Origin of the sequence: Pedobacter frigiditerrae (assembly GCF_004331645.1) — a bacterium.
In the GTDB taxonomy this organism is placed as follows: Bacteria; Bacteroidota; Bacteroidia; order Sphingobacteriales; family Sphingobacteriaceae; genus Pedobacter; species Pedobacter frigiditerrae.
Map to the genome: position 1 here is coordinate 34383 of NZ_SJSK01000007.1, position 26096 is coordinate 60478.

At 37.2% G+C, this 26096-nt stretch carries 19 protein-coding genes; 18 read left to right on the forward strand and 1 reads right to left on the reverse strand.

Annotated features, from left to right (window positions below):
- The first annotated feature begins 161 nt into the window (after positions 1-161).
- The 12 genes from EZ428_RS21355 (at position 162) to EZ428_RS21410 (ending at position 16155) form a co-directional block, all read left to right on the forward strand.
- Positions 162-749 (forward strand): RNA polymerase sigma factor, encoded by a 588-nt coding sequence (locus tag EZ428_RS21355; protein ID WP_225871114.1) that lies wholly within the window; start codon positions 162-164, stop codon positions 747-749.
- A gap of 316 nt (positions 750-1065) precedes the next feature.
- Entirely contained in the window at positions 1066-2211 is a 1146-nt protein-coding gene (locus EZ428_RS21360; protein ID WP_131555367.1) for a FecR family protein, read from the forward strand.
- 328 nt (positions 2212-2539) lie between these two features.
- Positions 2540-5905 carry a SusC/RagA family TonB-linked outer membrane protein gene (locus tag EZ428_RS21365; RefSeq protein WP_225871119.1) on the forward strand — a complete coding sequence of 1122 codons (3366 nt, stop codon included), beginning with the start codon at positions 2540-2542 and terminating at the stop codon, positions 5903-5905.
- An 11-nt stretch (positions 5906-5916) separates the two neighbouring features.
- Positions 5917-7380, forward strand: coding sequence for a RagB/SusD family nutrient uptake outer membrane protein (locus tag EZ428_RS21370; protein ID WP_131555371.1), 1464 nt, complete (start codon positions 5917-5919; stop codon positions 7378-7380).
- Between the two features lie 11 nt (positions 7381-7391).
- Positions 7392-8225 (forward strand): DUF4843 domain-containing protein, encoded by an 834-nt coding sequence (locus EZ428_RS21375; protein WP_131555373.1) that lies wholly within the window; start codon positions 7392-7394, stop codon positions 8223-8225.
- Between the two features lie 19 nt (positions 8226-8244).
- On the forward strand, positions 8245-9705 hold the full coding sequence (locus tag EZ428_RS21380; protein ID WP_165501848.1) for a PKD-like family lipoprotein: 1461 nt from the start codon (positions 8245-8247) through the stop codon (positions 9703-9705).
- Positions 9706-9818: 113 nt separating this feature from the next.
- Positions 9819-10763: a hypothetical protein gene (locus EZ428_RS21385; protein WP_131555377.1), complete on the forward strand. Its 945-nt coding sequence runs from the start codon at positions 9819-9821 to the stop codon at positions 10761-10763.
- Between the two features lie 10 nt (positions 10764-10773).
- A complete protein-coding gene (locus EZ428_RS21390) occupies positions 10774-11688 on the forward strand; it encodes a hypothetical protein (protein ID WP_131555379.1) in 915 nt (304 codons plus the stop codon).
- A 15-nt stretch (positions 11689-11703) separates the two neighbouring features.
- On the forward strand, positions 11704-12837 hold the full coding sequence (locus tag EZ428_RS21395) for a TlpA disulfide reductase family protein (protein ID WP_131555381.1): 1134 nt from the start codon (positions 11704-11706) through the stop codon (positions 12835-12837).
- 137 nt (positions 12838-12974) lie between these two features.
- Positions 12975-14393 (forward strand): alpha-L-fucosidase, encoded by a 1419-nt coding sequence (locus tag EZ428_RS21400; RefSeq protein WP_131555383.1) that lies wholly within the window; start codon positions 12975-12977, stop codon positions 14391-14393.
- 133 nt (positions 14394-14526) lie between these two features.
- A complete protein-coding gene (locus tag EZ428_RS21405; protein WP_131555386.1) occupies positions 14527-14862 on the forward strand; it encodes a Dabb family protein in 336 nt (111 codons plus the stop codon).
- Between the two features lie 423 nt (positions 14863-15285).
- On the forward strand, positions 15286-16155 hold the full coding sequence (locus EZ428_RS21410; protein ID WP_131555388.1) for a sugar phosphate isomerase/epimerase family protein: 870 nt from the start codon (positions 15286-15288) through the stop codon (positions 16153-16155).
- Between the two features lie 21 nt (positions 16156-16176).
- Here the strand turns inward: EZ428_RS21410 and cobA are convergent, their stop codons facing one another.
- Complete coding sequence (gene cobA / locus EZ428_RS21415) at positions 16177-16941, reverse strand: uroporphyrinogen-III C-methyltransferase (RefSeq protein ID WP_131555390.1); 765 nt, start codon at positions 16939-16941, stop codon at positions 16177-16179.
- Positions 16942-17203: 262 nt separating this feature from the next.
- Here cobA and nirB point away from each other — a divergent pair, with 262 nt between their 5' ends.
- The 6 genes from nirB to EZ428_RS21445 all read left to right on the forward strand — a co-directional run bounded on the left by nirB (position 17204) and on the right by EZ428_RS21445 (position 26094).
- Positions 17204-19717 carry a nitrite reductase large subunit NirB gene (gene nirB / locus EZ428_RS21420; RefSeq protein ID WP_131555391.1) on the forward strand — a complete coding sequence of 838 codons (2514 nt, stop codon included), beginning with the start codon at positions 17204-17206 and terminating at the stop codon, positions 19715-19717.
- Between the two features lie 52 nt (positions 19718-19769).
- Complete coding sequence (gene nirD / locus EZ428_RS21425) at positions 19770-20117, forward strand: nitrite reductase small subunit NirD (RefSeq protein WP_131555392.1); 348 nt, start codon at positions 19770-19772, stop codon at positions 20115-20117.
- 59 nt (positions 20118-20176) lie between these two features.
- Positions 20177-20572: a hypothetical protein gene (locus EZ428_RS21430; RefSeq protein ID WP_225871115.1), complete on the forward strand. Its 396-nt coding sequence runs from the start codon at positions 20177-20179 to the stop codon at positions 20570-20572.
- A 27-nt stretch (positions 20573-20599) separates the two neighbouring features.
- Positions 20600-21961, forward strand: coding sequence for an MFS transporter (locus tag EZ428_RS21435; RefSeq protein WP_131555393.1), 1362 nt, complete (start codon positions 20600-20602; stop codon positions 21959-21961).
- Positions 21962-22039: 78 nt separating this feature from the next.
- Positions 22040-25594, forward strand: a complete 3555-nt coding sequence (locus EZ428_RS21440) for a nitrate reductase (RefSeq protein WP_205945789.1) — start codon at positions 22040-22042, stop codon at positions 25592-25594.
- Positions 25595-25596: 2 nt separating this feature from the next.
- Positions 25597-26094 carry a nitrate reductase associated protein gene (locus EZ428_RS21445; RefSeq protein ID WP_131555394.1) on the forward strand — a complete coding sequence of 166 codons (498 nt, stop codon included), beginning with the start codon at positions 25597-25599 and terminating at the stop codon, positions 26092-26094.
- The last annotated feature ends 2 nt before the right edge of the window (positions 26095-26096 follow it).

A 26096-nucleotide genomic window follows, 5' to 3' on the forward strand; every position in this document is an offset into this window, starting at 1 on the left:
AAAATATAGTGTAGCTGGTGTGATCAATTTAACATGCTGATTTTTAATGCTTATCTAATTAAATTTAAAGAGGTAAATAGCTTGTTTATAATGCTTTTGTATTTTTATTGGGCCAATTAGAAATTAACATTAAGCGAATTATTTATAGCTTTGGGTTGAATATGAAAATGCAAAGGGAACATCTTCATGGTGCTGAAGATTCCGAACTGCTATTGGAACTTACTAACCGTAACAGACACGCTTTTGATATACTTTATAACAGGTATTGGAAGATGGTATTTGATGCAGCTTATAAGCGGGTTGAAAGCGTTGACGACGCAAAGGATATTGCCCAGGAAGTATTCGTTCAGTTATGGCAGCGAGGTTCTAAAACGCCTATCAAACAGCTTAATAGCTATCTTTTTATAGCTGCAAGAAATGGTGTTTTCAGACATTTTGAACTGGAGAGTAGGTTTGTTTCTGATCCAGACAAAAGCCATACCTTGCAGGAACCAACATCAGCAGATCAACATATAATGTATAAAGACTTTGTGCGTTCATTTGCGAATTTGGTTGATACTCTTCCACCACAACAACGACAAATATTTAAAATGCGATTTGAGCAAGACATGACCAGCCAAGAAATAGCGCTTGCATTAGATATTTCTCCAAAAACAGTTAGAAATTTGCTTGGTAAATCGCTTTCACGTCTAAAATCTTCTTATTTTGTTATTTTTTTATTGCTTTCTTATGTTCCTGTAACGAAATAAATGGCATTAGCCTTTTTCTTGTTTCTGTTTTGGAGAATTATGTTTTCTTAATCTCTTGATTTTTCTATTTGAAGTTTATTTTTCTTTAAACTGATATTTTTTATCGGTTAAAACGTCTGTATATCTTTTATTTTTTATGTTTCATCGATAATTTATCGGTGATTGAGCTTTTTTTATATTTTTTTTCATTGGGCGTGGGCGCATTGATGAGTTTTTTGCTCTAGTATGTAAAGGCAATTAAAAAACGGTTAAGGAATTGTGAAAATAATGGTGTTTTTAATTGATAAAAAATAAAAATAAACTCATACTTCAGGTTATGGAAGAAAAAGATCTAAAATATTTTAATGTCATCTTAAGAAAGTTCAATCAGGGGATTGCGAGCCCAGAGGAGGTTGAATTTTTAGAAAAATATTACAATCTATTTGAGGAAAAGGAAAGTTTTCTTAACTGTCAGACCCCTCAATTGCAAGAAACGATTAAGCATGATATTAAAAATAAGGTTGATGCGGAGATAAATCTACAAACCAAAACATCTTCCCTGTTTAATAATAATTATCTGAGGTATTTTGCTGCTGCCAGTATCTTGTTAGTATTGTCTGTTACAGGTTATTTTGCACTTAAATCGCCAACCTATCAGGCAATTGGCAAAAACAACGACTTTACTCCAGGGGTAAATACAGCAACCCTTGAACTTGCAAATGGCACCAAGATTTTATTGGACACGGCAGCTAAGGGTGTTATAGCACAACTAGATGGGATTAAAGTATACAAAAATGCGGCTGGAGAAATTCAATATAAAGTGCAATCTGCTCCAGAGATGGAGGAAGTTACTTTTAATACCATAACCACGCCAAAAGGGGGTCAATATCAGGTTGTGCTTCATGATGGCTCAAAAGTATGGCTCAATGCTGCTTCCAGTCTAAAATATCCCACTGCTTTTAAAGGCAAGGATAGGACGGTAACCATTACTGGTGAAGCCTATCTCGAAGTAGCAAAAAATAAACAGATGCCTTTTAAAGTAACATGTGGCAAACAAACCATTGAAGTATTGGGAACACATTTTAACGTTAATGCTTATGAGGATGAAGCGACAATTAAAACAACATTACTTGAGGGTGCCGTTAGGGTGTCTGCCGATAGAAACTCAACCACGATAGTCCCTGGCGAACAGACATCTTATGATTATTCAGCTGGTAGCTTACAAAAAAAGACTGTTGATGTTGAGCAAGAAATGGCTTGGAAAAATGGACTGTTCTCTTTTAAAGGAGAGGATGTAAAGGCAATCATGAGGCAGATATCTCGCTGGTATAACGTAGAAATTGAATATAGTGGCTCGGTAACGGATGAAAAGTTTTATGGCCAGATTTCTAGAAACAGCAAGCTTTCTGAAGTTTTTGCCATACTCGAACTCAATAATGTACACTTTAAAAGCAATGGCCGGAAAATTACTGTCTCCAATTAATCAGCTTTCAGCTAACCGTTTCACAATGAGCAATGAATTAATGAACCAATAAATTAATGAACCAATAATTAACCATACAACCTAAACCATTAAACCAAAGAAATTATGAAGAAATAGATACTCCCAGCATTCAGAAATAGAGAATCAACTATGACCAAAAAAACCGGAAGTGTTCGAAGCACCCCCGGTTGTAAAAAAGGTCAGCAGCTAGACATTGCAAGACCGGCTGCCATTATTCACCTCATCTTAAATCAAAAGTATGAAATTAACTTTTCTTTACCACTATGTATGTTCAATACATAGGGTAAAGTATAAATTCCTCATAGTGATGAAATTAATCGCTATTTTATTACTCACCGCAACGATGCATTTATCGGCTGCGAGTTATTCTCAGAACATAACGCTATCGGTACGTAACGCCGATCTGCAAAATGTTTTTAAGGAAGTTAACAAACAATCTGGCTATTTATTTTTTTATGCCGGAAAAAATAACATCTCACAGAAAAAGGTTTCAGTGGTATTAAAATCTGCTACCATAAAACAAGCGCTAGATGAAATTTTAAAAGACCAAGCACTTACTTATACTATTATCAACAATACCATTGTATTACAGAATAGTGTAGATAAGCCCCAGCTTCCTGATGCAGTAGATAAGCCCATGCCGCTGTCGGGAAGGGTGGTAGATGCCCAAACCAAAAAAGGCATTGTAGGAGTGAATGTTTATCAAAAAGATAACAAGGCAAACGGAACCACAACCGCATCTAATGGAGAGTTTAAAATCAATGCAAACCTTGGTGATACATTAGTTTTCAGTTTTATCGGATACAAACTAAAACAAGTAAGGGTAGTAGACTCCAAACCAATGAATATCTCTCTGGAAACTGAAATTAAGGACATGAGTGATGTGGTGATCACAGGTTATCAAACCATTAAAAAGGAGAGTTATACAGGTACTGCCATTACCATTAAAGGAGATGATTTGAAAAAAATGAACTCACAAAACCTAATAAAGAGTATTCAATCTTTCGATCCTTCATTTAAAATTCTTGATAATAACCTCGCAGGTTCCGATCCGAATGCCCTGCCAAAAATCAATGTACGTGGCGCCACTGCCTTACCATCTATCAACGATAATGTATTAGATCGAAATAACCTTTCGAGCAGCTACAACCTTCCAGCATTTATCATGGATGGTTTTGAAGTTAGCTTACAGAAGGTAACCGATTTGGATATCAACAGGATTGAATCAATTACCTTGTTAAAGGATGCTGCAGCAACTGCAGTTTATGGGTCTCGTGCTGCCAATGGCGTTTTGGTAATTACTACCAAAGCTCCAATTCCAGGGAGGCTTCAGTTTGCCTACAATTCTGAATTTGTATTTACGGCGCCTGATCTGTCAGACTATCATTTGCTTAATGCAGCCGATAAATTGCGGTATGAGCAAATAGCCGGACTTTATACCTCAAGTCCAAACAATACCAACATGGGTACGCCCGATGAATTGGAGGCTGCCTATTACAGCAAATTAAGAAATGTGGCAAGTGGCGTAAACACCTACTGGTTATCGCAGCCATTGCGCAATACCTATGGACAAAAACAATCCATTTTTGCACAAGGTGGTGATACTACTTTTAGGTATGGTGTAGACCTGCGCTACCAAACCAGACCGGGTGTGATGAAGGAATCTGGCAGAAATCAGTTTAGTGGGGGCATGAGCTTTAGCTATAATCCAAGTAGGAAATTGCTTATCAAAAATGAAGTTACCCTAACGCAAGTAAACGCTACAAATTCAAAATATGGTGATTTTTCAACCTATGTGTATATGAACCCTTACTATCCGATGACCGATGCCAGCGGAAAATTAATCAGGGAAATTGCCAATTGGCGTGTAGATACCAGACAAAGCGGTGCTGATCAATATAAGAATGTTGCAGTTTACAATCCCTTGTTCGAGGCTTCATTAGCTAATTTTGATAAGAATGAGTACATGGAATTTATGGATGCACTCTCTACTGATTGGAAACTTACACCAGCTTTGAGATTGAGAGGCCAGGTAAACTTAATTAAATATAAGGCAAGTGCCGATCGTTTTGTTTCGCCTTTAAGTAATACTTTCTTTAACGGCCCAGCAGCCGAAATAGAAAACCGTGGAAGTTATGATTATTCAGTTGATGAGAATCTAAAATTAGATGGAAACGTAACATTAACGTACAACAAGATGATCAAAGATCACTTTTTTAACGTGGTACTGGGTGGTAATGCGATTTCGGCGAGATCAGATTTTAAGTATTTTCAGGCACGTGGATTTTCTAATGATCGATTTACCAATATTGGATTTGCACGTACCTATCAGCCTGATACACATCCTGGAGGTAATGTATCAAAAAGTCGTTCTCTCGGTACTTTCTTTTCGGGAAACTATTCTTATAAGGATAAATACCTAATGGATGCTACTTTCCGCCTGGACGGCTCATCAGCCTTTGGCGCAGCAAGTAGGTTTGCTCCGTTTTATGCGGGGGGATTGGGCTGGAACATGCACAAGGAGAAATTTATGGAACCATTGGCAAATGTGATAAGCAGGTTGAAGTTTACCGTAACTGGGGGTTTAACTGGATCGGTTTCTTTCCCGCCTTATTTAAGTAAGTCGATTTATGCTTATCAAACCTCAAACTGGTATGCTACCGGTCTTGGTGCTGTGGTACAAGGCTATGGCAATGATAACCTGAAATGGCAAAAGACCACCAATATTGATGCAGGTATTGATATTGGGCTTTTCAAGGATAGGTTAATGTTGAGGCCAGCATATTATTACAAATTAACAAAAGGTTTATTAATTGATATTAATGTTGCTCCATCTACAGGTTTTACAACTTATAAAGAAAATTTGGGCAATATGGAGAATAAAGGATATGAGTTATATGCAACTTTCAACGCCATTCGAACCTCAAACTGGAACATTAATTTCACTGCCAATGTTGCCCATAATACCAATACGATTGTAGAAATTGGCAATGCATTAAAAGCTTATAACGAAAGTGTTGATGAGTTTCAATCTGACGACAATAATAAAGCTGCTGGTTTTCCATTGCTGAGATATAATGAAGGCCAATCTCTAAATACCTATTATGCGGTAAAATCTAGGGGTATAGACCCTGAAAATGGGAAAGAGATTTATGTAAAAAGAGATGGTTCATTAACCTACGACTATGATATTAGAGATACGCAGCCAGTAGGTGATTCTACGCCATTTGCCGAAGGGAGTTTTGGAGGCAATATTAGTTACAAACAGTTCATGTTGAGCTTTAGCTTCTTTTATCGTTTTGGTGGCGATATGTACAACCAGACTTTGGTTGATCGGGTTGAAAATGCAGATCCCCGTTATAATGTAGATAGCAGGGTACTTGCCCAACGCTGGCAAAAGCCTGGTGATATTGTTTTTTATAAGAATATCGCTGATTTGGGACAAACAAAGGCTACTTCAAGATTCATCCAAAAAGATAATCAGCTTGAACTTAGATCGGTATACCTTTCTTATGACCTTAAGAAAACAGTAGCCAAAAAACTTTGGATGCAGGGTTTAAGAGCTTCTTTTACCGCTAACGATATTTTTAAATCTACAAGTGCTCAAATTGAGCGTGGTATTGACTATCCATTTGCAAGAAGTGTAATGTTTGCACTTCAAGCTACATTTTAACATTTAACAAGATGAAGAAAATATTTTACCTTATTATTCTGGCGATGATTACCTCATCGTGCAAGAAATTCTTGGATGTGCAGCCAGAATCGCAAATTGATAAAAACCAACTCTTTAATTCTCAAGATGGTTTTAAGGAGGCATTAAATGGCGTATATACCTTATGTTCATCTGGTAGTCTTTATGGTGACCACCTTACATTTGGCGACCTGGAAGTGAAAGCACAAAATTTCGATTTCATAGATTTCTCTTATCAGAACATCGCAAATTTCAGGTATTCAGACCTGAGTTATATTTCACGGAATGATAGAACATGGACGGCAGCTTATCAGGCAATCGTGAATTGTAATTATATTCTTAGCGTTATTGATTCGAAAAAAGACCTCTTTACGGGCAATAACTACGAAATCATAAAAGGGGAGACTTTAGCGCTGCGTGCCTATCTCCATTTTGACTTGTTGAGAATTTACGGCCCATCTTACAGCAGGGCTAATTCAAAAGCTATTCCCTATTTAACTGAAGTAAAGGTGCAGAGTACTCCATTTTCTACGGTAAAAGAAGTGATGCAGAAGTTGGTAGCTGATTTAATTGCTGCAAAAGCCCTCCTGAAAAAAGCAGATCCAATTGTATCAAGTGCTTATGTTGTTGGTTATCCAAGTACTATTGGCGCCACAGAAACCAACAATAGTGATCTCTTTTTACAGAACAGGCGCCTGCGGATGAATTACTACACTACCTGTGGCGAGTTGGCAAGGGTCTATCTGTATATGAATGAGTCGGCCTTAAGCCTTTCGAATGCATTAGAGGTAATCGGTTCCAATAAATTCCCTTTTACCAAAGAGGCTGATTTTGTGGCTACAGATATCACCAAAAAAGATAGGATATTTTATCCTGAACTGGTTTCTGCTTGGGCAATCCCTGGTCAGGCGAAAAGATTGGAATCGTTATTCGGTGGTTCAAATCCAACATTTAGTGCAACTACCTCCCGTATTGATGATATTTTTGAGAAAAATGATGTTGGGGGTTATGATTGGAGGCTTGCACAATGGTTCATGAAAGGAACATTAACCACTGGTGGTGCAGAGCGATCATTTCTTCAAAAATATATCACCAATACCAAGCCAATTGCAAACTTGCACCCGCTTGTTGCACCAGCCATTAGGTTAAGTGAGATGTATTACATTGCCGCAGAGGCAGGATATGATGTTAATCCAACTGCAGCACTAGAAACTTTTAACACATTTAGGCATAAAAGGGGTATTCCAAATAATGTGGTGGTTACTGATAAGACGAGCTTGATAGAACTATTGGTCTCAGATGCCAGGAAAGAATTTTATGGAGAAAGCCAGTTCTTTTTTATGCTAAAAAGACTTAACCATAGCATTCGTGTCTCGCCAACCCAAGTTGTAGCCGGTAAAGACGCCATCTTCATATCACCAATCCCTGATGATGAACTTGCATATAGAAACAATTAAATAACATTGATATGAAAAAATATATTATACTCATAATAGTTGCAATCACGGTGTTAATTGGTTGCAAGAAAAATGCAGCGTTTACCTACGAATCAGACGATAATGTTTACCTGGATTATCCAAACTTGGATACAATTACCTATTCATTTTCTTATAAGCCAAGCATAGAGCAAGATACCGTTTGGATTCCGGTAAAGATTTCTGGCATCAGGGTGGCAAAAGACAGGAAATTTGTCATGTCTGTTGTAGAGGGTTCGTCATCCGCTGTGCGGGGTTTTCACTATGAGAAGTTAAAGGACTTTTACATCATACCCAAAGATTCTGGCGTGGTAAAGGTGCCTGTTATTGTAAAAAACATAGATACTGGATTGGTGAGCAACTCTGTATCACTTACGCTGAGAGTTGAGGGAGGACAAGATTTTAAAGGTGAGCTGCCAGCTGCGAAAAGGACTAAAACACTTACATTTTCAAATAGATTGGAAGAACCGTATTGGTGGAAATACTGGGGGCAATTTAGAGGCTACGGTAGGGTTAAACATGAATTTTTCCTTATTGTAAATGGTAACGTTAATTTGGCCGATATGAGCAAGCCTAGTACTGCCTTTTACGATATCCCAAGAACTTTATATTATATCGAGAATGTGCGTCTTTTTGTAACCTACCCATTTGATTGGGTAAAACAGAACCCAACAAGAGGTTATGAATTGAAGTTAAGGACGGATAATAGTGGCGACTATGATTTTTACAATGTAAATGCGCCAAGTAAAAAGTTTCACCTCAAATATTTTAAACAGGCAGATGAGTATGTATTTCTTGATGAAAAGGGAAACCAGATCAAAATGTAACCAAATCAAAAAAACAACCATGAAACAGATATTAATATTTACCGTAGCTATATTGTTGTTCGGCGCCTGTAAAAAGGATCTTGGGAACTACGAGTATAACCCACCATCAGAACCAACAATCTATAATTTAAAAGATACCACCATAAATGCCGTAGTTGGTGATACGCTAACCATTAATCCGAAAGTAACCTTTCCTGATGCAGATCCGCTTAAAGACCTGAAGTTTGAATGGGAAATTGAAATCCAGGAAGAGCTGCGTTCAATCAAGATAAGTGGATATCCGCTAAAAATGCTGTATAATTTAGGAACTGGAGTTAGGCGTACAAAACTACATGTTACCGACCAAAGAAACGGTTTGAAATACACTATACCCTTTAAAATTAACGGTACTACGCAATTCACAACTGGTACCATCGTACTCAGTGTTGATAATGGCGTGACCAAACTCTCATTTATCAGACCAGACAAGAGTGTGATCAGTAATCTCTATGAGGGGCTTAATGGAAAGGTGCTACCCATCAATCCACTACAGCTCTATCATTCAAAACCACTTCCATATCAGCCTAATAATAAAGAGGAAATATGGGTGTTGTGTGATGATCCGGCAAAGGAAAGCGTAATTTTAGATGGATCAACCTTGTTGTACAGAAATCCTTTCTCGACCCAGTTTTTTAAAACGCCTAGTAGCATCAATATTGGTCGTATTGAAGGTATTCAAGACATGGGGATTGTAGCCCATGGAACGATTAACAATAAACTTTATCGTGGGATCATGTCTACCGCACCTTTTGTGCCAGATTACGGGAAGTTTGCAAACTCGCAAGATGGAGACTACCTCTTATCTCCTGATTATGCCCTGATCTTCGGACAAAACAACACAGGACAATCCTCAAGTTTTTACTTTGGCTTTGATACCAAAGCTAAGGCATTCGTGTCCTTTGATAGCGGAGGTGAGTATAGGGGTACAGATTATGTGCTAGACAATTCTATCAGCCAGCCAAATTCTTTCGATCCAAGAAATATAGGCCCTGTCCAATTACTCTATATGAAACCAGCTTCTGGTATTTCGTATGCATTTGTTAAAGATGCAGCAGGAAATATCCAAGAATTAAGTTTCCGCATTGCGATGGAAAATTACGCAACAAGAACACTTAGCCCAATTTATAAACGCTCGTTTAAAGGCAGTTCATTAGTAAATCCAGAGACCAAATGGCAACGTTCAGCAGTGAGTGTCTTCTATTTTTCTTCTAACGACAAGATTTACAGGTATAACCCAGTAAATGAAGACTTGGTGCTGTTGGAAGGTACTTATAACGGCAAGAAAGTAACGATGTTAAAGCTGAGTGCAGATGGTACGCAGCTAAGGGCAGGTTATGAAGGGGCAATTCTTACGCTCGATGTAAGTGTAGGGAAAAATGGAAACATTACCCAAACCCAAACAGGTATTCAGGGAAGCGTAATTGATCAGGTAATTAAATAATCAAAAGATAACAAGATATTATTGTGAAAGCATCATGAGCATGCCGACCACAAACAGAAATGGATGTGCTCATGATAGCTTCATCTCTTTTTAAACAAAAAAAATACATATTCATGAAAACAAAAATGATAAATCTCGCCCTAATTTTGGTGGGGCTGCTACTCTCATGCAGTAAAAAAGACAAACTAGTCGAAAAAATAGAAACGGTAAAAGAACCAACTGAGACACTTCAGGAGCATTGGCCAAACCATGATCTTTTGGTTACCAAGGTGTATCAAGATGAACATGTTGTATTTTATTATGATGATAAAATGGATAAATCGATTAAATGGCCGTTCAAAACAATGTCTGATACTTGGGCTTATGTGAAAAAAACTTATGGTGCCTTCGGACTTGATCCAAAATTATATGTGGTGTTCCATAAATCTGAAGTTACCAATCCGGGAACGCCGTTTGAGGATTGTCTTACCTGTGGTGGACACCCCGCAGGGTATAAAGATCCAAGTCATGATTACCGAAACTTTATCGATTGCGGATTGGCTGGTCAGGATGATTGGAAAGAGGCCACCGGACAGGCCATTGGCATTCCAGTTCATGAAGTTGGACACATTGTTTGTGGCGATAGTCATGAGGTAAACGGTTCTCCATCTGATGTGCTTTGGAAGGATAGTAAGTTCATGGAGATCTTTAACTACGATGTGTATAAAAATATTGGCAGAAAAGACGAAGCCGATAAGGTATATGCAGAGATGCAAACTAAGGTTGATACATTTCCACGAGCAAACAGTTATTGGTTTAGGGACTGGTTTTATCCAATCTACTCGAAATATGGTGAGGGAAAACTTTTGAACGGCTATTTTGCATTGTTGGCTAAAGAATTCCCAAAAAAGAATGGCGCTTACACCAGAAATTTAAACTGGGGAGAATTCCTTCATTTTTGGAGCGGAGCAGCAGGAACTGACCTTAAAGAACAATTTACGATAGCTTTTGGTTGGACATCAGAATGGGAAGCCATGCTGAAAAATGCAAAAACGGATTTTCCAAATGTTAAATATTAATTACTCATTAATGCTCAAAGGCCATAAGATAAAAGGGTTGTTTTACGGAATCATCATCCCCCTGTTTCTTGATTCAACCCCATCTTTTGGTCAACAGGCACCAGCAATATGGAAAGAACATTGGTTTGAGCATGACCTAACTGTAAACAAGGTTTATGAAGATGATCATGTTGTAATGTACCATGACGAAAATATGGGTACTGAAGCGGTGTGGGCTAATGAGGTATTGTCCAAATCATGGGCATATGTTAAAAAAACATATGGGTCATTTGGACCAGACCCAAAATTATATGTGGTTTTGCATAAAGCAATAAATAACAAAATGGGAGGAGGACATCCGTCTCCTTATTTTGATGAGAGCCACGATTACCGTAATGTAATAGATTGTGGCCTTGGTAATTGGAACAAGCCTTTTGGAGAGCAGATTGGTATGCCGATTCACGAAATAGGGCACTTGGTAACGAGTGTGAGTCATGATACCAAAGGATCGCCATCTGATATAATTTGGGGCGATAGCAAGTTTATGGAAATTTTTAATTACGATGTGCTGTTGCATATTGGTAGGGAGGATGAGGCCGAACGTGTTTTTAAACAAATGCAAGGTCAACATGATTCATTTCCAAGGGAAGGGACGCAATGGTTTAAAAATTGGTTTTATCCAATTTACAAACAATATGAAGGAGCTAAGGTACTGAATAGCTATTTCACGCAGTTAGCCAAGCATTTCCCAAAAGATAAGGACAATCGATTTACAAGAGACTTAAATTGGGGTGAGTTTATTCATTTCTGGAGCGGTGCAGCAGGGGTGAATCTGCAACCTCTAGCGGCGAAAGCATTTGGTTGGCCATCAAATTACCAGCATGAATTTGCTAAGGCCCAAATAGATTTTAAAAACGTTAAATACACAAAAAATACACACAATTAAACAATAATTATACTAATGAAAAAAACTATTCTATGGCTAGCATTAGCTTTGCCAATTTTTGCCACAGCGCAAACGAAAAACTTCAGCATCACCGGTAAGATAGGTACGCTGAACCAACCAGCAATGGTTTACATCGATTACATGGACGCTGGTGTAAGCCGTCAAGATTCGATACCAGTTGTGAACGGAAACTTTACAATAACTGGTCATGTAGATGGGATTTCCAATTCAAGAATGGCCATAGGTAGGGCAGGAAAAGGAAAAGGTTATGCTATTTATGTAGAGAAGGATGTGATTTACTTCTATTTTTCAAACGATAAGATTGTGATGGATTCTCGTGATTCATTAATTAATGCTTCCATTACTGGTTCAAAAATAAATGACGAGTACGTTGCTTATAACAAAATAATTGGTGGTACCATCATGGACTTAGCCAAAGCTGCAAATGATGAATTTAACAGCCTAACTGCTGATGAGAAAAGAGATTCTGTTATCATGGCTGATGTTAATGCTAGATATCTTAAAAGCATGGAGGAAAGGAACAAGAAAATGATAAAGTTTGCCAAAGATTTCCCAAATTCTTACTTTGCCGTAGTAGCACTTTCTGAAGGCGCTGGAAGTAAGGTGAATGTTGCAGTGGTAAAACCGATTTACGATGCGTTAAATCCAACTTTAAAAGCAACCGATACGGGAAAAGAAATTGCACAAAGAATTGCTGCGGCAAGTTCTACAAAAGCTGGGCAAGATGCTCCAATGTTTACTCAAAATGATCCTTCTGGGAAACCAATTTCATTAGCAGATTTTAAAGGAAAAACTGTATTGGTAGAGTTTTGGGCTAGTTGGTGCGGCCCTTGTCGTTCAGAAAATCCCAACTTGGTAAAACAATACAATCTTTATAAGGATAAAGGATTTACCATTCTTTCGGTGTCTCTTGATGGGGAAAAAGACAAATGGTTGGATGCTATTAAGCAAGATGGTTTAACATGGTTGCATGTGTCTGATTTAAAGGGTTGGAATAATGAGGTTGGAAGGTTGTATGGTGTTAGGGCAGTACCTGCAAGTTTTCTGGTAGATGCAACAGGTAAAATTATTGCCAACGACTTGAGAGGTGAGAGCTTAAATAAAAAATTAGAAGAGTTAATGAAATAATTGCCATCTACCTTTAGTTAATAGTTATAGTTAAGTTAAATGCGGATCCGGATGGTTCCGCATTTTTAAAATCTATTTAAGAACCGGATTTAAATTTTACACTTCAACTTCTGAACCATCATCAATTTAACACACAAATGAAAAACGTTAAGATTTACACAATTGCATTACTGATTATTGCACTACTCCCAACAATGGGTAAAGCTCAAGGAAAAGTTGCTGCCAATAAAATGCCACTAAATGAGCTTCAACAGCAGTTTGTTGACCTTGGATTTGGGATGTTCATTCATTACAACATACCAACTTATATGGAAGATGACTGGGCTGATCCAGATGCATCTCCAGCTATTTTCAATCCAAAGCAACTCAACACAGATCAATGGGCCATGGCTGCCAAATCTGCAAACATGAGCTACGGATGCTTAACTACCAAACACCATAGCGGCTTTGCCATTTGGGATACCAAAACCACTACCTACAATGTGATGAACAGTCCGCTGAAACGCGATGTGGTTAAGGAATACGTAACCTCTTTTCGCAAACAAGGGCTAAAAGTGATGCTTTATTATTCTATCCTTGATACGCACCATAAATTAAGGCCGGGACATATCACTCCCAACCATATAAAAATGGTTAAGGAACAGTTAACTGAACTGCTAACTAATTACGGTGAGATTTCTGCATTGGTAATCGATGGATGGGATGCGCCTTGGTCTAGAATTTCGTATGATGATGTTCCTTTTGAGGAAATTTATAGCCTAATCAAATCAATACAGCCAAACTGTTTGGTAATGGATCTAAATGCCGCAAAATATCCAGCTGAAGCCTTATTTTATACAGATATCAAATCTTATGAGCAAGGTGCAGGCCAGCATATTTCTAAAGAAACCAACAGGCTGCCAGCACTCGCATGCTTGCCTCTTCAGGCCAATTGGTTCTGGAAATCATCTTTTCCTACCACAGCAGTGAAATCACCTACAGTGATGATCAATGACAATGCTTTGCCTTATAATCAGGTCTATTGTAACTTTATTTTAAATGTTGCACCAAACCGCGATGGCTTGATTGATGAGAATGCACTAGCTGCACTAAAGGAAATGGGTAAGTTATATAAACCAGGTTTAAGCCTACCAAAATTTCCAAAGGCCGATGCACCAATCATTTCGCACAACCTGGCAAAGGGACGCCCTTGCAACTCGAGTTGGAGCAATGACATGGATATCATGGATTTCGCGGTGGATGATGATTTTGGCACCAGCTGGCATGCTAACCCGAAAGTTGAAGACGCCTGGTTTGAAGTGGAATTGGGTAAGAAAGCTGCCTTAAACATGATTGTACTTTCAAGGAGAAAAGCTGTGCAGTCATCTTATATATTGGAATATTTCAGTAACAACAAGTGGTATCCTCTATTGGGTGGTCTACATCAGGTTTCTAATTCTAAAATAGACATACATAGGTTCACCCGTGTTTTTGCAGAGAAAGTTAGAATCAAATTTGATAAAACAGCATCTGCACCATCACTGGCTGAACTTGGAGTTTTCAATGAGGGGATTTAAAAAAAAGTGTAGTAATTTGAGATATTAAAGATAAAATGACTGGATGTTTGTGAGCTATCTAGTTTAGTTTAAATAGCTATTTATTTTATGTTATTTTACGCTCATGATAGCATCTCTCTAAAAGAATTCAGATATGGAAAGAAATAATATAATTGATCAAGAAATTACACACTATGTTTTGTTTTGGCTTAAGAAAGAATTAAGCGAGCAAGAGATTAATGAATTTGCCAATTTTTTTGAGTTGTTAAAAACTATCTCAGTTGTTAACTCATTAAAGTATGGGAGGGCAGCTAATACCAATCAGCGAGATGTTGTAGATAATTCTTTTACCTACAACTTGATTTGCACCTTTAAAAATCACACAGATTGCGCAATTTATGAAACACATCCCATTCACTTGGATGCAATAGCAAAATACCACCACCTCTGGGAAAAAGTGGTTGTGCATGATTCTTGTGTAGCTAGTTAGGGTGTAAATGGATTCGTTTGAATGCGGCAAGTTGTTTTATAAAATAATTATTTGAAAAGAAAAAGCAGTAAAATTTTAAAGTTTGTCTGGCTTTTCATTACAAGTCCTCTCCCGATGAAGAATCGGGATGTGGGCTTTTCATTTCAATCCAGTTTAGCAAACGCAGGTTTGTGCTTTTGCAACCCTAAATAGTAGCAAAGACCTTTGTTCATAAACCTTATTGCAGCGGTATCCTTTTTGGTTAATTTACGAAGTCTTTTGGCTATTGGGCGGGAAGACTTCGTAAATTTCTAAGACCAAAAAGATGTAGCGGAAAGAAGGAGTGATTTTAATAGGTGTAGGGTTTTGCTTTCCAAATGATTGCTATTTTGCTATAAATCTTTACATTAGCTTTAAGATAAGTTTTACAAAAAATAACCAAGTATGAAAGCTATATGTTTGAGTTTACTCACCTTTTTGAGCGTGCTATCGTTGAATAATACCGTTTCAGCCCAACAAAAAACTCCTAAATTAGGTATTGCAAGCAGTTTAAGTCAGGATAGCCTAGTGTATGCCGCTGGTTTTAAGTTGATAACTGAATCGGTTAAAAAAATGCTTTCTCCTGCACTAACTGCTGATGAATTTAATAACAACTTAGAAAAGATAAAGGCGGCAAAATGTAAGGTGTTAACCTGTAATGTTTTTTTTCCTGCAGATATTAAAATAGCTGGGCCAGACGTAGATGAGGCTAAGGTGTTAACTTATGCTGAAGGGGTACTTTCAAGGGCTAAACAAGCAGGTGTAAAATATATTGTACTAGGTAGTTCTGGTGCTAGAAGTATTCCTGCTGATTATGATGTTGGTAAAGCAAAAGCAGATTTCGTTAAACTATGTAAAAAATTAGGAGAAATTGCAGGGAAATATCAAGTATTAATTGTGCTAGAGAACTTACAGTCATCCGAAACCAATTTTCTTAATTCGTTAAAATCTGCAGCAGAGATTGTAAGGAAGGTGAATCATCCTAATTTCAGGTTGAATGCAGACATATTCCACATGATGCGTGAGGGAGACTTGCCAGAGGAAATTATTGCAGCTGGAGATGTGATTGCCTTTGTGGAAGTTGCCGAAAAAGAAACTCGTTCGTTACCTGGCGTAAAGGGCGATGATTTTAAGCCTTACCTAAATGCATTAAAACAAATTAATTATAAAGGTTATTTGTTTATTGAAGGAAGTGTTAAAAATGCTGCCGTAGAAATTCCTGCTGCATTTAAATATTTATCAGCTCAAATAAATGAGGTTTATTTAGGTAAATAGGTGTATTGACTTAAAATATATTTAAACGGCTAATAATCTATTTTGAGCTGCGTAAATTACCTCTCGTGCTTTTACCACATTTCCTATAATGATAATAGCTGGATAGGCCAATCCTTCTCTTAATGCCGCTTCCGAAAGGTCTTTTACTTCACAAATTACTTGTTTTTGATGTGAAAGCGTGGCATTTTGGATAATCGCTGCTGGCATTGAACCTAATCCTCCTTTAATATAGGTGTTAGAGATTTCATCCATTTTTTTCATGCCCATGTATATAACTACTGTTGCCGAACTTTTCATGGCACATTTTAAGTCGTTAGAAAGGCTGCCATCTTTTTTTGTTCCGGTAATCATCCATACACTTTCACTTATTCCTCTATGTGTTAAGGGGATGTCCATGAAACCAGCGCCTTGCATACTGCTAATGCCAGGAATGTAGGTTACTTTAATGCCTTGCTCTTCTGCATATAGTAATTCTTCAAAGCCTCTTCCGAAAATATAAGGATCTCCACCTTTTAATCTTACTATAACTTTATGCGTTTTGGTGTGTGCAACAATTAACCTGTTGATTTCTTCTTGTGGAGTATAACATCCATAAGGTTGTTTGCCGACATAAACCATTTTACAAGACTTTGGTGCTATTTCTAGTAGGTCTTTGTTGCTTAAGTTGTCATAAAGTACAACATCTGCTCTTTTTAATACATTATATGCCTTCATTGTGATCAATTCTGGGTCTCCTGGACCACCTCCTACAATAAATACTTCAAAATCGTTCGTTTTTACTTCCATAATTTTAAATATTCTAGTATTATTTCGTAAAAATGATAAAAAATATCTTAAAAATTAAATTATTTATGATAAAAATCATAAAAAGTATTGTTTATTTGATTTTAGAGTCTATATTTGAATATCAAAAATCATATAATTGATATTTTAATATATTTAAAATTGAAAATTGTATGAAAAAATGATTGATTTTTAATTTTTTACATTAAAAAATCATAATATCTAAGCGAAAACCTGTTTAATTTTAAGAAAACACTAAAAAATTATGAAAAAAGCTCAAATTATCGTGATTGGAAATGGAATGGTGGGATACAAGTTCTGCGAAAAGCTAAAATCTAAGTCTGAGTCTTTCGATTTAATTGTTTTTGGTGAAGAATGCAGGAGAGCTTATGATCGTGTTCATCTAAGTGAGTACTTTAATGGTAAAACAGCAGAAGATCTTTCTTTATCTACAGCAACTTGGTATGAAGAACAAAACATTACCCTTTTCTTGAGTAATCCGATTGTTAAGATAGATCGCGATTTTAAAATGGTTTACGCTGCTGATGGTTTAAGTTATGCTTATGACTATTTGGTATTTGCTACAGGTTCTGCTGCGTTTGTGCCAACCATACCTGGTGTAGAAAAAGATGGTGTTTTTGTATATCGTACCATAGAAGATTTAGAGTTGATTAGTGAGTTTGCAAAAAAAGCAAAAACGGGAGCTGTGATAGGTGGTGGTTTATTGGGTTTAGAAGCGGCAAAGGCCTTAATAGATTTAGGAATTGAACAAACTCATATTATTGAATTTGCGCCTCGTTTAATGCCGAGGCAAATAGATCCTGCTGGCAGTGAAATGCTAAAATCTAAATTGGCAGATCTAGGATTAAAAATTCATTTGAATAAAAATACAACAAGTATAGAAGGTGAAGAAAAAATTATCGCTATGCAATTTAGTGATGATACAAAACTAGAAGTAGATATGTTGGTAATATCTGCAGGTATAAAACCAAGAGATGAATTGGCTAAAGCTTGTGGTATTGAAGTTGGACCTAGAGGTGGCATTTTGGTGAACGAGAAAATGCAAACTAATGACCCATCTGTATTTGCCATTGGCGAATGTGCATTATATGATGGGATGATCTATGGACTTATTGCGCCAGGATATGAAATGGCAGAAGTTTTAGCGGCTAATTTGTGCGAAGGCAATAAAGAGTTTACTGGCTTTGACATGAGTACTAAGCTTAAGCTGATAGGAATTGATGTAGCGAGCTTTGGTGATAATTTTATTGATGAACCAGATTGTAGGACAATCATTTTTGAAAATAAACATAAAGGAATTTACAGCCGAATAAATGTAAGTAATGATGGACAACACCTTTTAGGAGGTATATTGATTGGTGATGCAACGGCGTACAATATGCTGTTGCAAACTGTCAATAACAAGATTGTATTGCCAGAAAACCCAGAAGAACTGATTTTTGGTAGTAGAAGTGGAGGTGATGGTGTTGAAGGTGCAGGAATTGTAAGCTTGCCAGATTCGGCGTTGATTTGTAGTTGTGAAGGTGTAAGCAAGGGCGATATCTGCGGGGCTGTTACCAATCTGAATTGCGAAAACCTAGACGATATTAAAAAATGCACAAAAGCAGGTACCGGTTGTGGTGGCTGTATCCCTATGGTTAAGGATTTAATGGTTCATACTTTTAAATCTCAAGGTAAGTACATTAAAAATGTAATATGCGAACACTTTAATTATAGCAGACAAGAGCTTTTTGATTTGATTCATATCCACGAATTGAAAAGTTATGATGAAGTTTTAAATGAATTTGGCAAAAATGATGGTTGTGAGGTTTGTAAACCTTTAGTTTCATCACTATTAGCAAGTTTATGGAATGAAATGATCCTTAAAAAAGGAAACGATGTGGCTCAAGATAGTAATGATCGTTTTTTGGCGAACATACAAAAGGGTGGCTCGTATTCTGTAGTTCCTCGTGTGCCTGGGGGAGAAATAACACCAGATAAATTAATCATCATCGGCGAGGTAGCCAAAAAATATAATCTCTATACCAAAATTACTGGAGGACAACGCATTGATATGTTTGGTGCACATCTCAACGACCTTCCAGTTATTTGGGAAGAGTTAATTGCAGCTGGTTTTGAGAGCGGACATGCTTATGGCAAAGGTTTAAGAACTGTTAAGAGTTGCGTTGGTAGCACTTGGTGCAGATTTGGTTTGCATGATAGTGTAAGTTATGCCATTAGAATTGAAGAAAGATATAGGGGGATTAGAGCGCCGCATAAATTTAAATCGGCTGTTAGTGGTTGTATTAGGGAATGTGCTGAGGCGCAAAGTAAAGATTTTGGAATCATAGCAACAGAAAAAGGATGGAATTTATATGTATGTGGCAATGGCGGTAGCAAACCTCAACACGCTTTGTTGTTGGCTACCGATTTAGATAGCGAAACGTGTATCAAATACATCGATCGCTTTTTGATGTTCTATATCCGCACTGCAGATCCATTAACTAGAACCGCTACTTGGCTAAATAAAATGGAAGGCGGAATTGATTACTTACGTAATGTGGTAATTAACGATAGCCTAGGGATGGCTGCACAGTGGGAGCAAGAGATAGAGAATTTAATTAGTTCTTACAAATGCGAATGGAAGGAAGCAGTAGAAAATCCTGCCATCAGGAAAAGATTTTCCCACTTTGTGAATGCACCAGAGGAGAAAGATCCTACCATCGAATTTGTAGATATGCGTGGACAGAAACGCGTAGCAGAATGGAAAACAGTCTAACCAAATATAAGAGCACAATTAACAGATTATCAAACCCTAAACCCCTAAGAAGATGACAGAAACATCAAATTGGTTAGCAGCTTGCCGAGTCGAAGACGCCGTAGAAAATGGCGGCGTTTGTGTAAAAAATGGTGAAGAACAAATAGCCCTTTTTTATTTTAAAAGAAGAAATGAATGGTTTGCAACGCAGAATGAATGTCCGCACCGCAAACAAATGGCTTTAAGCCGAGGAATGATTGGATCTACTACCGACGAACCAAAGGTAGCCTGCCCATTCCACAAAAAGACTTTTTCATTGCATACTGGAGAATGTTTAAGCGGCGATGAATGTGGCGCTATCAAAACCTATCCTGTTAAAATTGATAATGGAGTTGTCTACATCGGGAAATACCCGAAATAAATCATAATCGTATGAAATAACCACTCATACGCAATTTAAACCAACAAAAAACTGAAATCATGAATTATAAAAAATTTGTAGCCTTAACTGGCTGCCTAGCATTAACTATGCTTTTTTTTACCGTTAAAGCTCAAACCAAAGCTGTTTTATTTGATGGCATTTTTGTAGCAGGATATGTAGATAATGGCGCTTTCATCAATTGCGCAGGACCAAGTATAAAGTTTGCTAAAAAACCTTACGCCATATTAGTGGGTATGTTACCAAGTTTAAGAATAAAAGAAGACAAGGTTGCACCTGGTGCGAAACAAAATAGCATGGTAACACCAAACTTAGGTTTTGGTGCTACAGCTGTTTTTCACCATGTAGCCTTACAAGTACCCTTTTACTATAATGCTAAAACAGCAGCTAAAGATGGAAAATGGAATGTGGGCGTAGGCTTGGGTTATAAATTTTAATTAATTACTCCTTTAAATTAAGCAATCATGACTAATATAACCGCTCAGCCTTTAAGCAGGCTTAATATATTTTCGCTAAAAGGTATTCAAATGAAAACCTTTCACATTACTTGGCTTACTTTTTTCTTTTGTTTCTTTGCATGGTTTGGGATGGCTCCCTTAATGAAAATAGCAAGGGAACAACTACACCTAACAAAAGATCAAGTTGGTAACATTCAAATTGCATCAGTTTCTGCCACCATTATTGCCCGTTTATTAATTGGTAGGTTAATAGATAAATTCGGGCCAAAATTGATATATACTTGGTTATTGGTCATTTGTGCCATACCAGTTTTGCTCATTGGTACCAGTCATTCTTACACTTCTTTTTTACTTTTTAGGTTAGCAATTGGCGTTATAGGTGCTTCGTTTGTAATTACCCAATTTCATACTTCAATCATGTTTGCCCCAAATATTAAAGGTACGGCTAATGCCACTGCTGGGGGGTTTGGTAATGCTGGCGGTGGAGCAGCTAACTTTTTTATGCCTTTAATTGCATCTGGCTTTACGGCGCTTGGTCTTTGCAGTACCGAAGATAGTTGGAGGTTTGCAATGATAGTACCAGGGGTGATGTTATTGGTTTGTGCTTTTTTATATCATCGTTATACGTTAGATAGTCCAAAAGGTGATTTTAAAGACTTACCTGCAACAGAAAAAAGCACAAAAAACACCTTTTTACTTGCAGCTAAAGATTACCGTACCTGGATTTTAACCATTGCCTATGCTGCTTGTTTTGGCGTAGAAATTACAGTAGATAATTTTGCGCCAATCTTTTTTACGGATTCATTTGGATCTACCATCGCCATTGCAGGAATGGTTGCAGGTATTTTTGGCTGGATTAATATTTTCGCCAGACCACTAGGTGGAATTGTTGCTGATAAAATTGGCAAGACTTGGGGTTTTGATGGTAAAACACTTTTACTATCTGTTTTACTTTTAGTAGAAGGTATTGGAATAGTTTGGTTTGCCAAATCAGGAAACATTAGCATGGCTATTTTAATGATGTTCATTTTTGGAATAAGCTTAAAAATGGCAAATGGAGCAACTTACAGTTTAGTTCCTTTTATTAATCCACTGGCAGTAGGTAGTGTAGCTGGTATTGTAGGTGCAGGAGGCAATATCGGTGCCATGTTAATTGCTTTCATGTTCAAGGCTAAAGCGACCCACGTTGTTAAAAACGTAGTAGAAAACGGGGTCACCGTTCAAAAAGATTTGATTGATTATACGGCGGCTTTCACCTTGCTGGGTTACATTATTTTAGGAATTGGTATCGCGGTGCTTGTTTTTAGAACCGTTACCGCACAAAAGCGCTCAGGAATTGAAGACTTGAATATGGCGACTGCTAAGTAGGAAATAGGGAATAGGAAATAGGGAATGAGAAATAGAGAATAGGTTAAAATCATCAATCATAGGAATTAAATCAATAAATTGAATTTAGAAAAAAACATATCAATAACTCAAACCACAACCTGCTGCTATTGCGGAGTAGGTTGTGGTATTGTTGTTACTAAGGATGCGCATCAGAATATCACGTTGGTGGGTAATGAAAATCATCCTGTTAACAAAGGTATGTTGTGTAGCAAAGGTATGAATTTGCATTATACGGTAAACGATAAAACTGATCGTTTACTTTATCCGCAAATGCGGTACAATAAGAATATGCCTTTGCAAAGGGTAAGTTGGGATGTGGCTTTAGAAAGAACGGCTGCAGTTTTTAAAACCCTGATTAAAAAACATGGTCCAGATAGTGTTGCTTTTTATGCTAGCGGACAATGTTTAACCGAAGAATATTACGTAGTAAATAAACTGATCAAGGGTTTTATAGGTAGCAATAACATAGATACCAATAGCCGTTTGTGCATGAGTAGCGCAGTAATGGGCTACAAAATGAGTTTGGGAGAAGATAGTGTCCCGATTAGTTATGATGATTTAGAATTGGCCGATTGCTTATTCGTTTCGGGTGCAAACCCAGCTTGGTGCCATCCCATTTTATGGAGAAGGGTAGAAGCGGCTAAGGAAAAAAATCCATCCTTAAAAATTATTGTAAGCGATCCTCGGAAAACACAAACTTGTTCTTTGGCCGATGTTCATTTACAGTTAAATCCAGGAACCGATATTACTTTGCATCATGCCATAGGAAGGTGTTTGATAGAAGATGGAAAAGTAGACCAAGATTTCATTAACAACAGCACCAATGGTTACGAAAAATATAAGGCAACTGTTTTTGAGAAATCCGTTTTTGAAGCAGCTATTATTTGTGGTGTAGCTGAAAGTGATATACGCATCGCGGCATCTTTTATAGGAAATACCAAAGGTTTCATCACCATGTGGACAATGGGCTTAAACCAAAGTGTAATTGGTACCCATAAAAACTTATCGTTAATTAACCTTAACCTTATTACTGGTCATATTGGCAAACCTGGCAGTGGTCCATTTTCTTTAACCGGACAACCTAATGCAATGGGCGGTAGAGAAGTTGGTGGATTAAGTAATTTGTTACCTGCGCATAGAAACTTGACTAATGAAAGTCACAGAAATGAGGTAGAAAAGTTTTGGCAAATTCCTTTGGGAACAATTAGTGCAAAACCAGGATTAACAGCCACTGAAATGTTTGAGGAGCTGAATACAGGAAAGTTGAAAGCAGTTTGGATTTTATGTACCAACCCGCTTATTAGTTTGCCAGATGTTCGGATAGCAGAAGCAGGTTTAAAAAAAGCCAAATTTGTTGTGGTGCAAGATATCAGCAATAAAGTTGAAACTTTAAAATATGCTGATGTTGTTTTACCAGCGGCAGCTTGGGCTGAAAAAGAAGGTACAATGACCAATGCTGGTCGTTATATTTCTTACCTCAGTAAAATAGTTGAAGCTCCAGGAGAGGCAATTCCAGATGCAGAAATCATTTGTCGTTTTGCCAAAAAAATGAATTTTAAGGGTTTTGATTATGAAAATTCATCAGCAATTTATGATGAACACGCTGCACTAACGGCAGGAACTCACATTGATATCAGCGGATTAAGTTATACAATTTTAAAAGAAAAAGGTGCCGTTCAATGGCCATATCCGAAGGAAGAGAAAGGTTTTGGCACTGCAAGATTATTTACAGACCATCAATTTTATACACCAGATCAAAAAGCAAATATTCAATCTTTTGGTGATGAAAACCAGTCGGAGCCGCTAACGCCAGAACATCCATTAATTTTAACTACAGGAAGAATTAGAGATCAATGGCATACCAGAAGCAAGACAGGCAAGGTAAATAAGCTTAACCAACATATTAGCGAGTCGTTTTTAGAGATTAATCCTGCTGATGCAAAAGCAAGAAGTATAGCGGATAATGATGTAGTTGAAGTGTTAAGCTTGAGAGGAAATGTAAGGGTTAAAGCTAAATTTTCTGATGATATAAAAGCTGGCGTTGTTTTTATGCCGATGCACTGGGGAAAGATTTTAGGTAGCGATTTAAACAGGGTAAATAACTTGACCAATAACTTGGTTGATCCCATTAGTAAAGAACCTGATTTTAAGTTCACTGCTGTAGAAGTTAAACCTTACCAAAAAGCAAGGCAGAAAATTATTGTAATTGGTGCGGGAGCTGGGGCTTGTGGGTTTGTGAAGAGTTACAGGGCATTAAACACTACAGACGATATAGAGATTTTTAGTAAAGAGAATTTCCCTTTTTATAACAGGGTTTTATTGCCCGATTATATCATTGGCACTTTACCTTGGCAAAACCTGATTAAGATGAGCGATAACGAAGAGCATGATTATCACATTAAGTTACATCGTGGCTTAGGTATCGAAACGATTGATAAACAAAATAAAACCGTAACAGATAGCAATGGCGTAATCCATAATTACGATGTATTGTTATTGGCTACCGGCAGTAGGGCATTTGTTTTAAAGGACATTCCGAAATTGGGTGGTATATTTACCATGAGAAGCAGAGATGATGCAGATGGCTTTAGAAAACACATTGATACAACCACAGGCAGGGTGATTATTGTTGGTGGTGGTTTATTGGGGATTGAATTGGCAACTTCTTTAGCAGAAACTGGATCAAAAGTAACCATCATTCAAAGGATTTCGAGGTTGATGGGTAGGCAATTGGATGCTTTAGGTAGCCAGCTTTTGCATGAGGAATTGATAAGCAAAGGCATAGACATATTTTATAACGATGAAGTAGATCGTTTTGTTGGAGACCAAAACATTTCGGGCATTCGTTTAAAAAGTGGCTTGCTCATTGATTGCGAAACATTAGTTATCGCCATTGGTACAGTACCTAACATAGAAATGATTAAGGAAGCTGGAATTGACTGTAAAAGAGGAGTAGTAGTTGATGAATATTTGAGAACCAGCGAAAAGGATATTTTTGCGGTTGGCGAAATTGCAGAATTTGATGGCGAACTTTACGGGATAACAGCTGCAGCAGAACAACAAGCGGCAATTGTTGCCAGATTTCTTTGTGGTGATATTGCTAAATATTACAGTGGAAGTTTGTTAATGAATATCTTAAAGATGCACAGTTTAGCTGTTTGTTGTTTAGGTTTGGCAGAAATACCAAATGAAGATCCAACTTATGAAGAAATCGTTTTTATAGATCGTGCCAAGCGCTACTACAAAAAATGCATAGTACACAATGATAAATTGGTAGGTGCTATTTTAATTGGAGATAAGAGTGAGTTTTTAGAGTTTAGAAACTTGATAGAAAATAAGATGGAGTTGAGTGAAAAACGACTTCAATTATTAAGGAGTGGAAATACGGCTGAACCCATTATTGGCAAAACAGTTTGTAGTTGTAATAACGTTGGCGAGGGAAATTTGATTAATAAAATTAAGGATGGTTGCACAGATCATTTACAGCTTTGTCAACTCACTGGGGCAGGTATGGGTTGCGGCAGTTGTAGACCAGAAGTTAAGGCTATTTTAGATTCATTTGTAAACGTGATGAAGAGTGATGTTGAACCTGCATTGGTAGAAGTTAATTAGTTATGAAAAAAGTTATCGAACCATCTGAATTTATAAACTTGAAAGGAATTGAATATTTCAATTTCGAAGAAGATTTTATTGAGGATAATGTTCGTTGCATACCAATGGTTGTTCGTTTTAAGATGGATGCCGTTGGTATCAAATTAAAGCTTGCAGAATGGAGTAAGTTTAGTGCTGATGAAAGAGTAGAATTAGCCATTATGCCGATTTCAAATTCAGCAGCCCTCAATAATTATCATGGTTATTTAGTTACCCTGATTAAAAAATATACTAATAATGAGGCTACAATTATTGCTGTTGATACAGCACCTGTTTGGAGGGAATTGGATCAAATCCAGCCCATATTAACAGAGAAATTACAAGAACTTAACTTGAAGATTTCTTTGATTCAATGGAGGGATTTATCAGATATGCAGCGTTTTGTGTTATTAAAATTATGTAGGCCTGGGCACGAGAATAAAAACTTTCCAAAGGCAATGGTAGAATTTGGATTAAGCTAGCG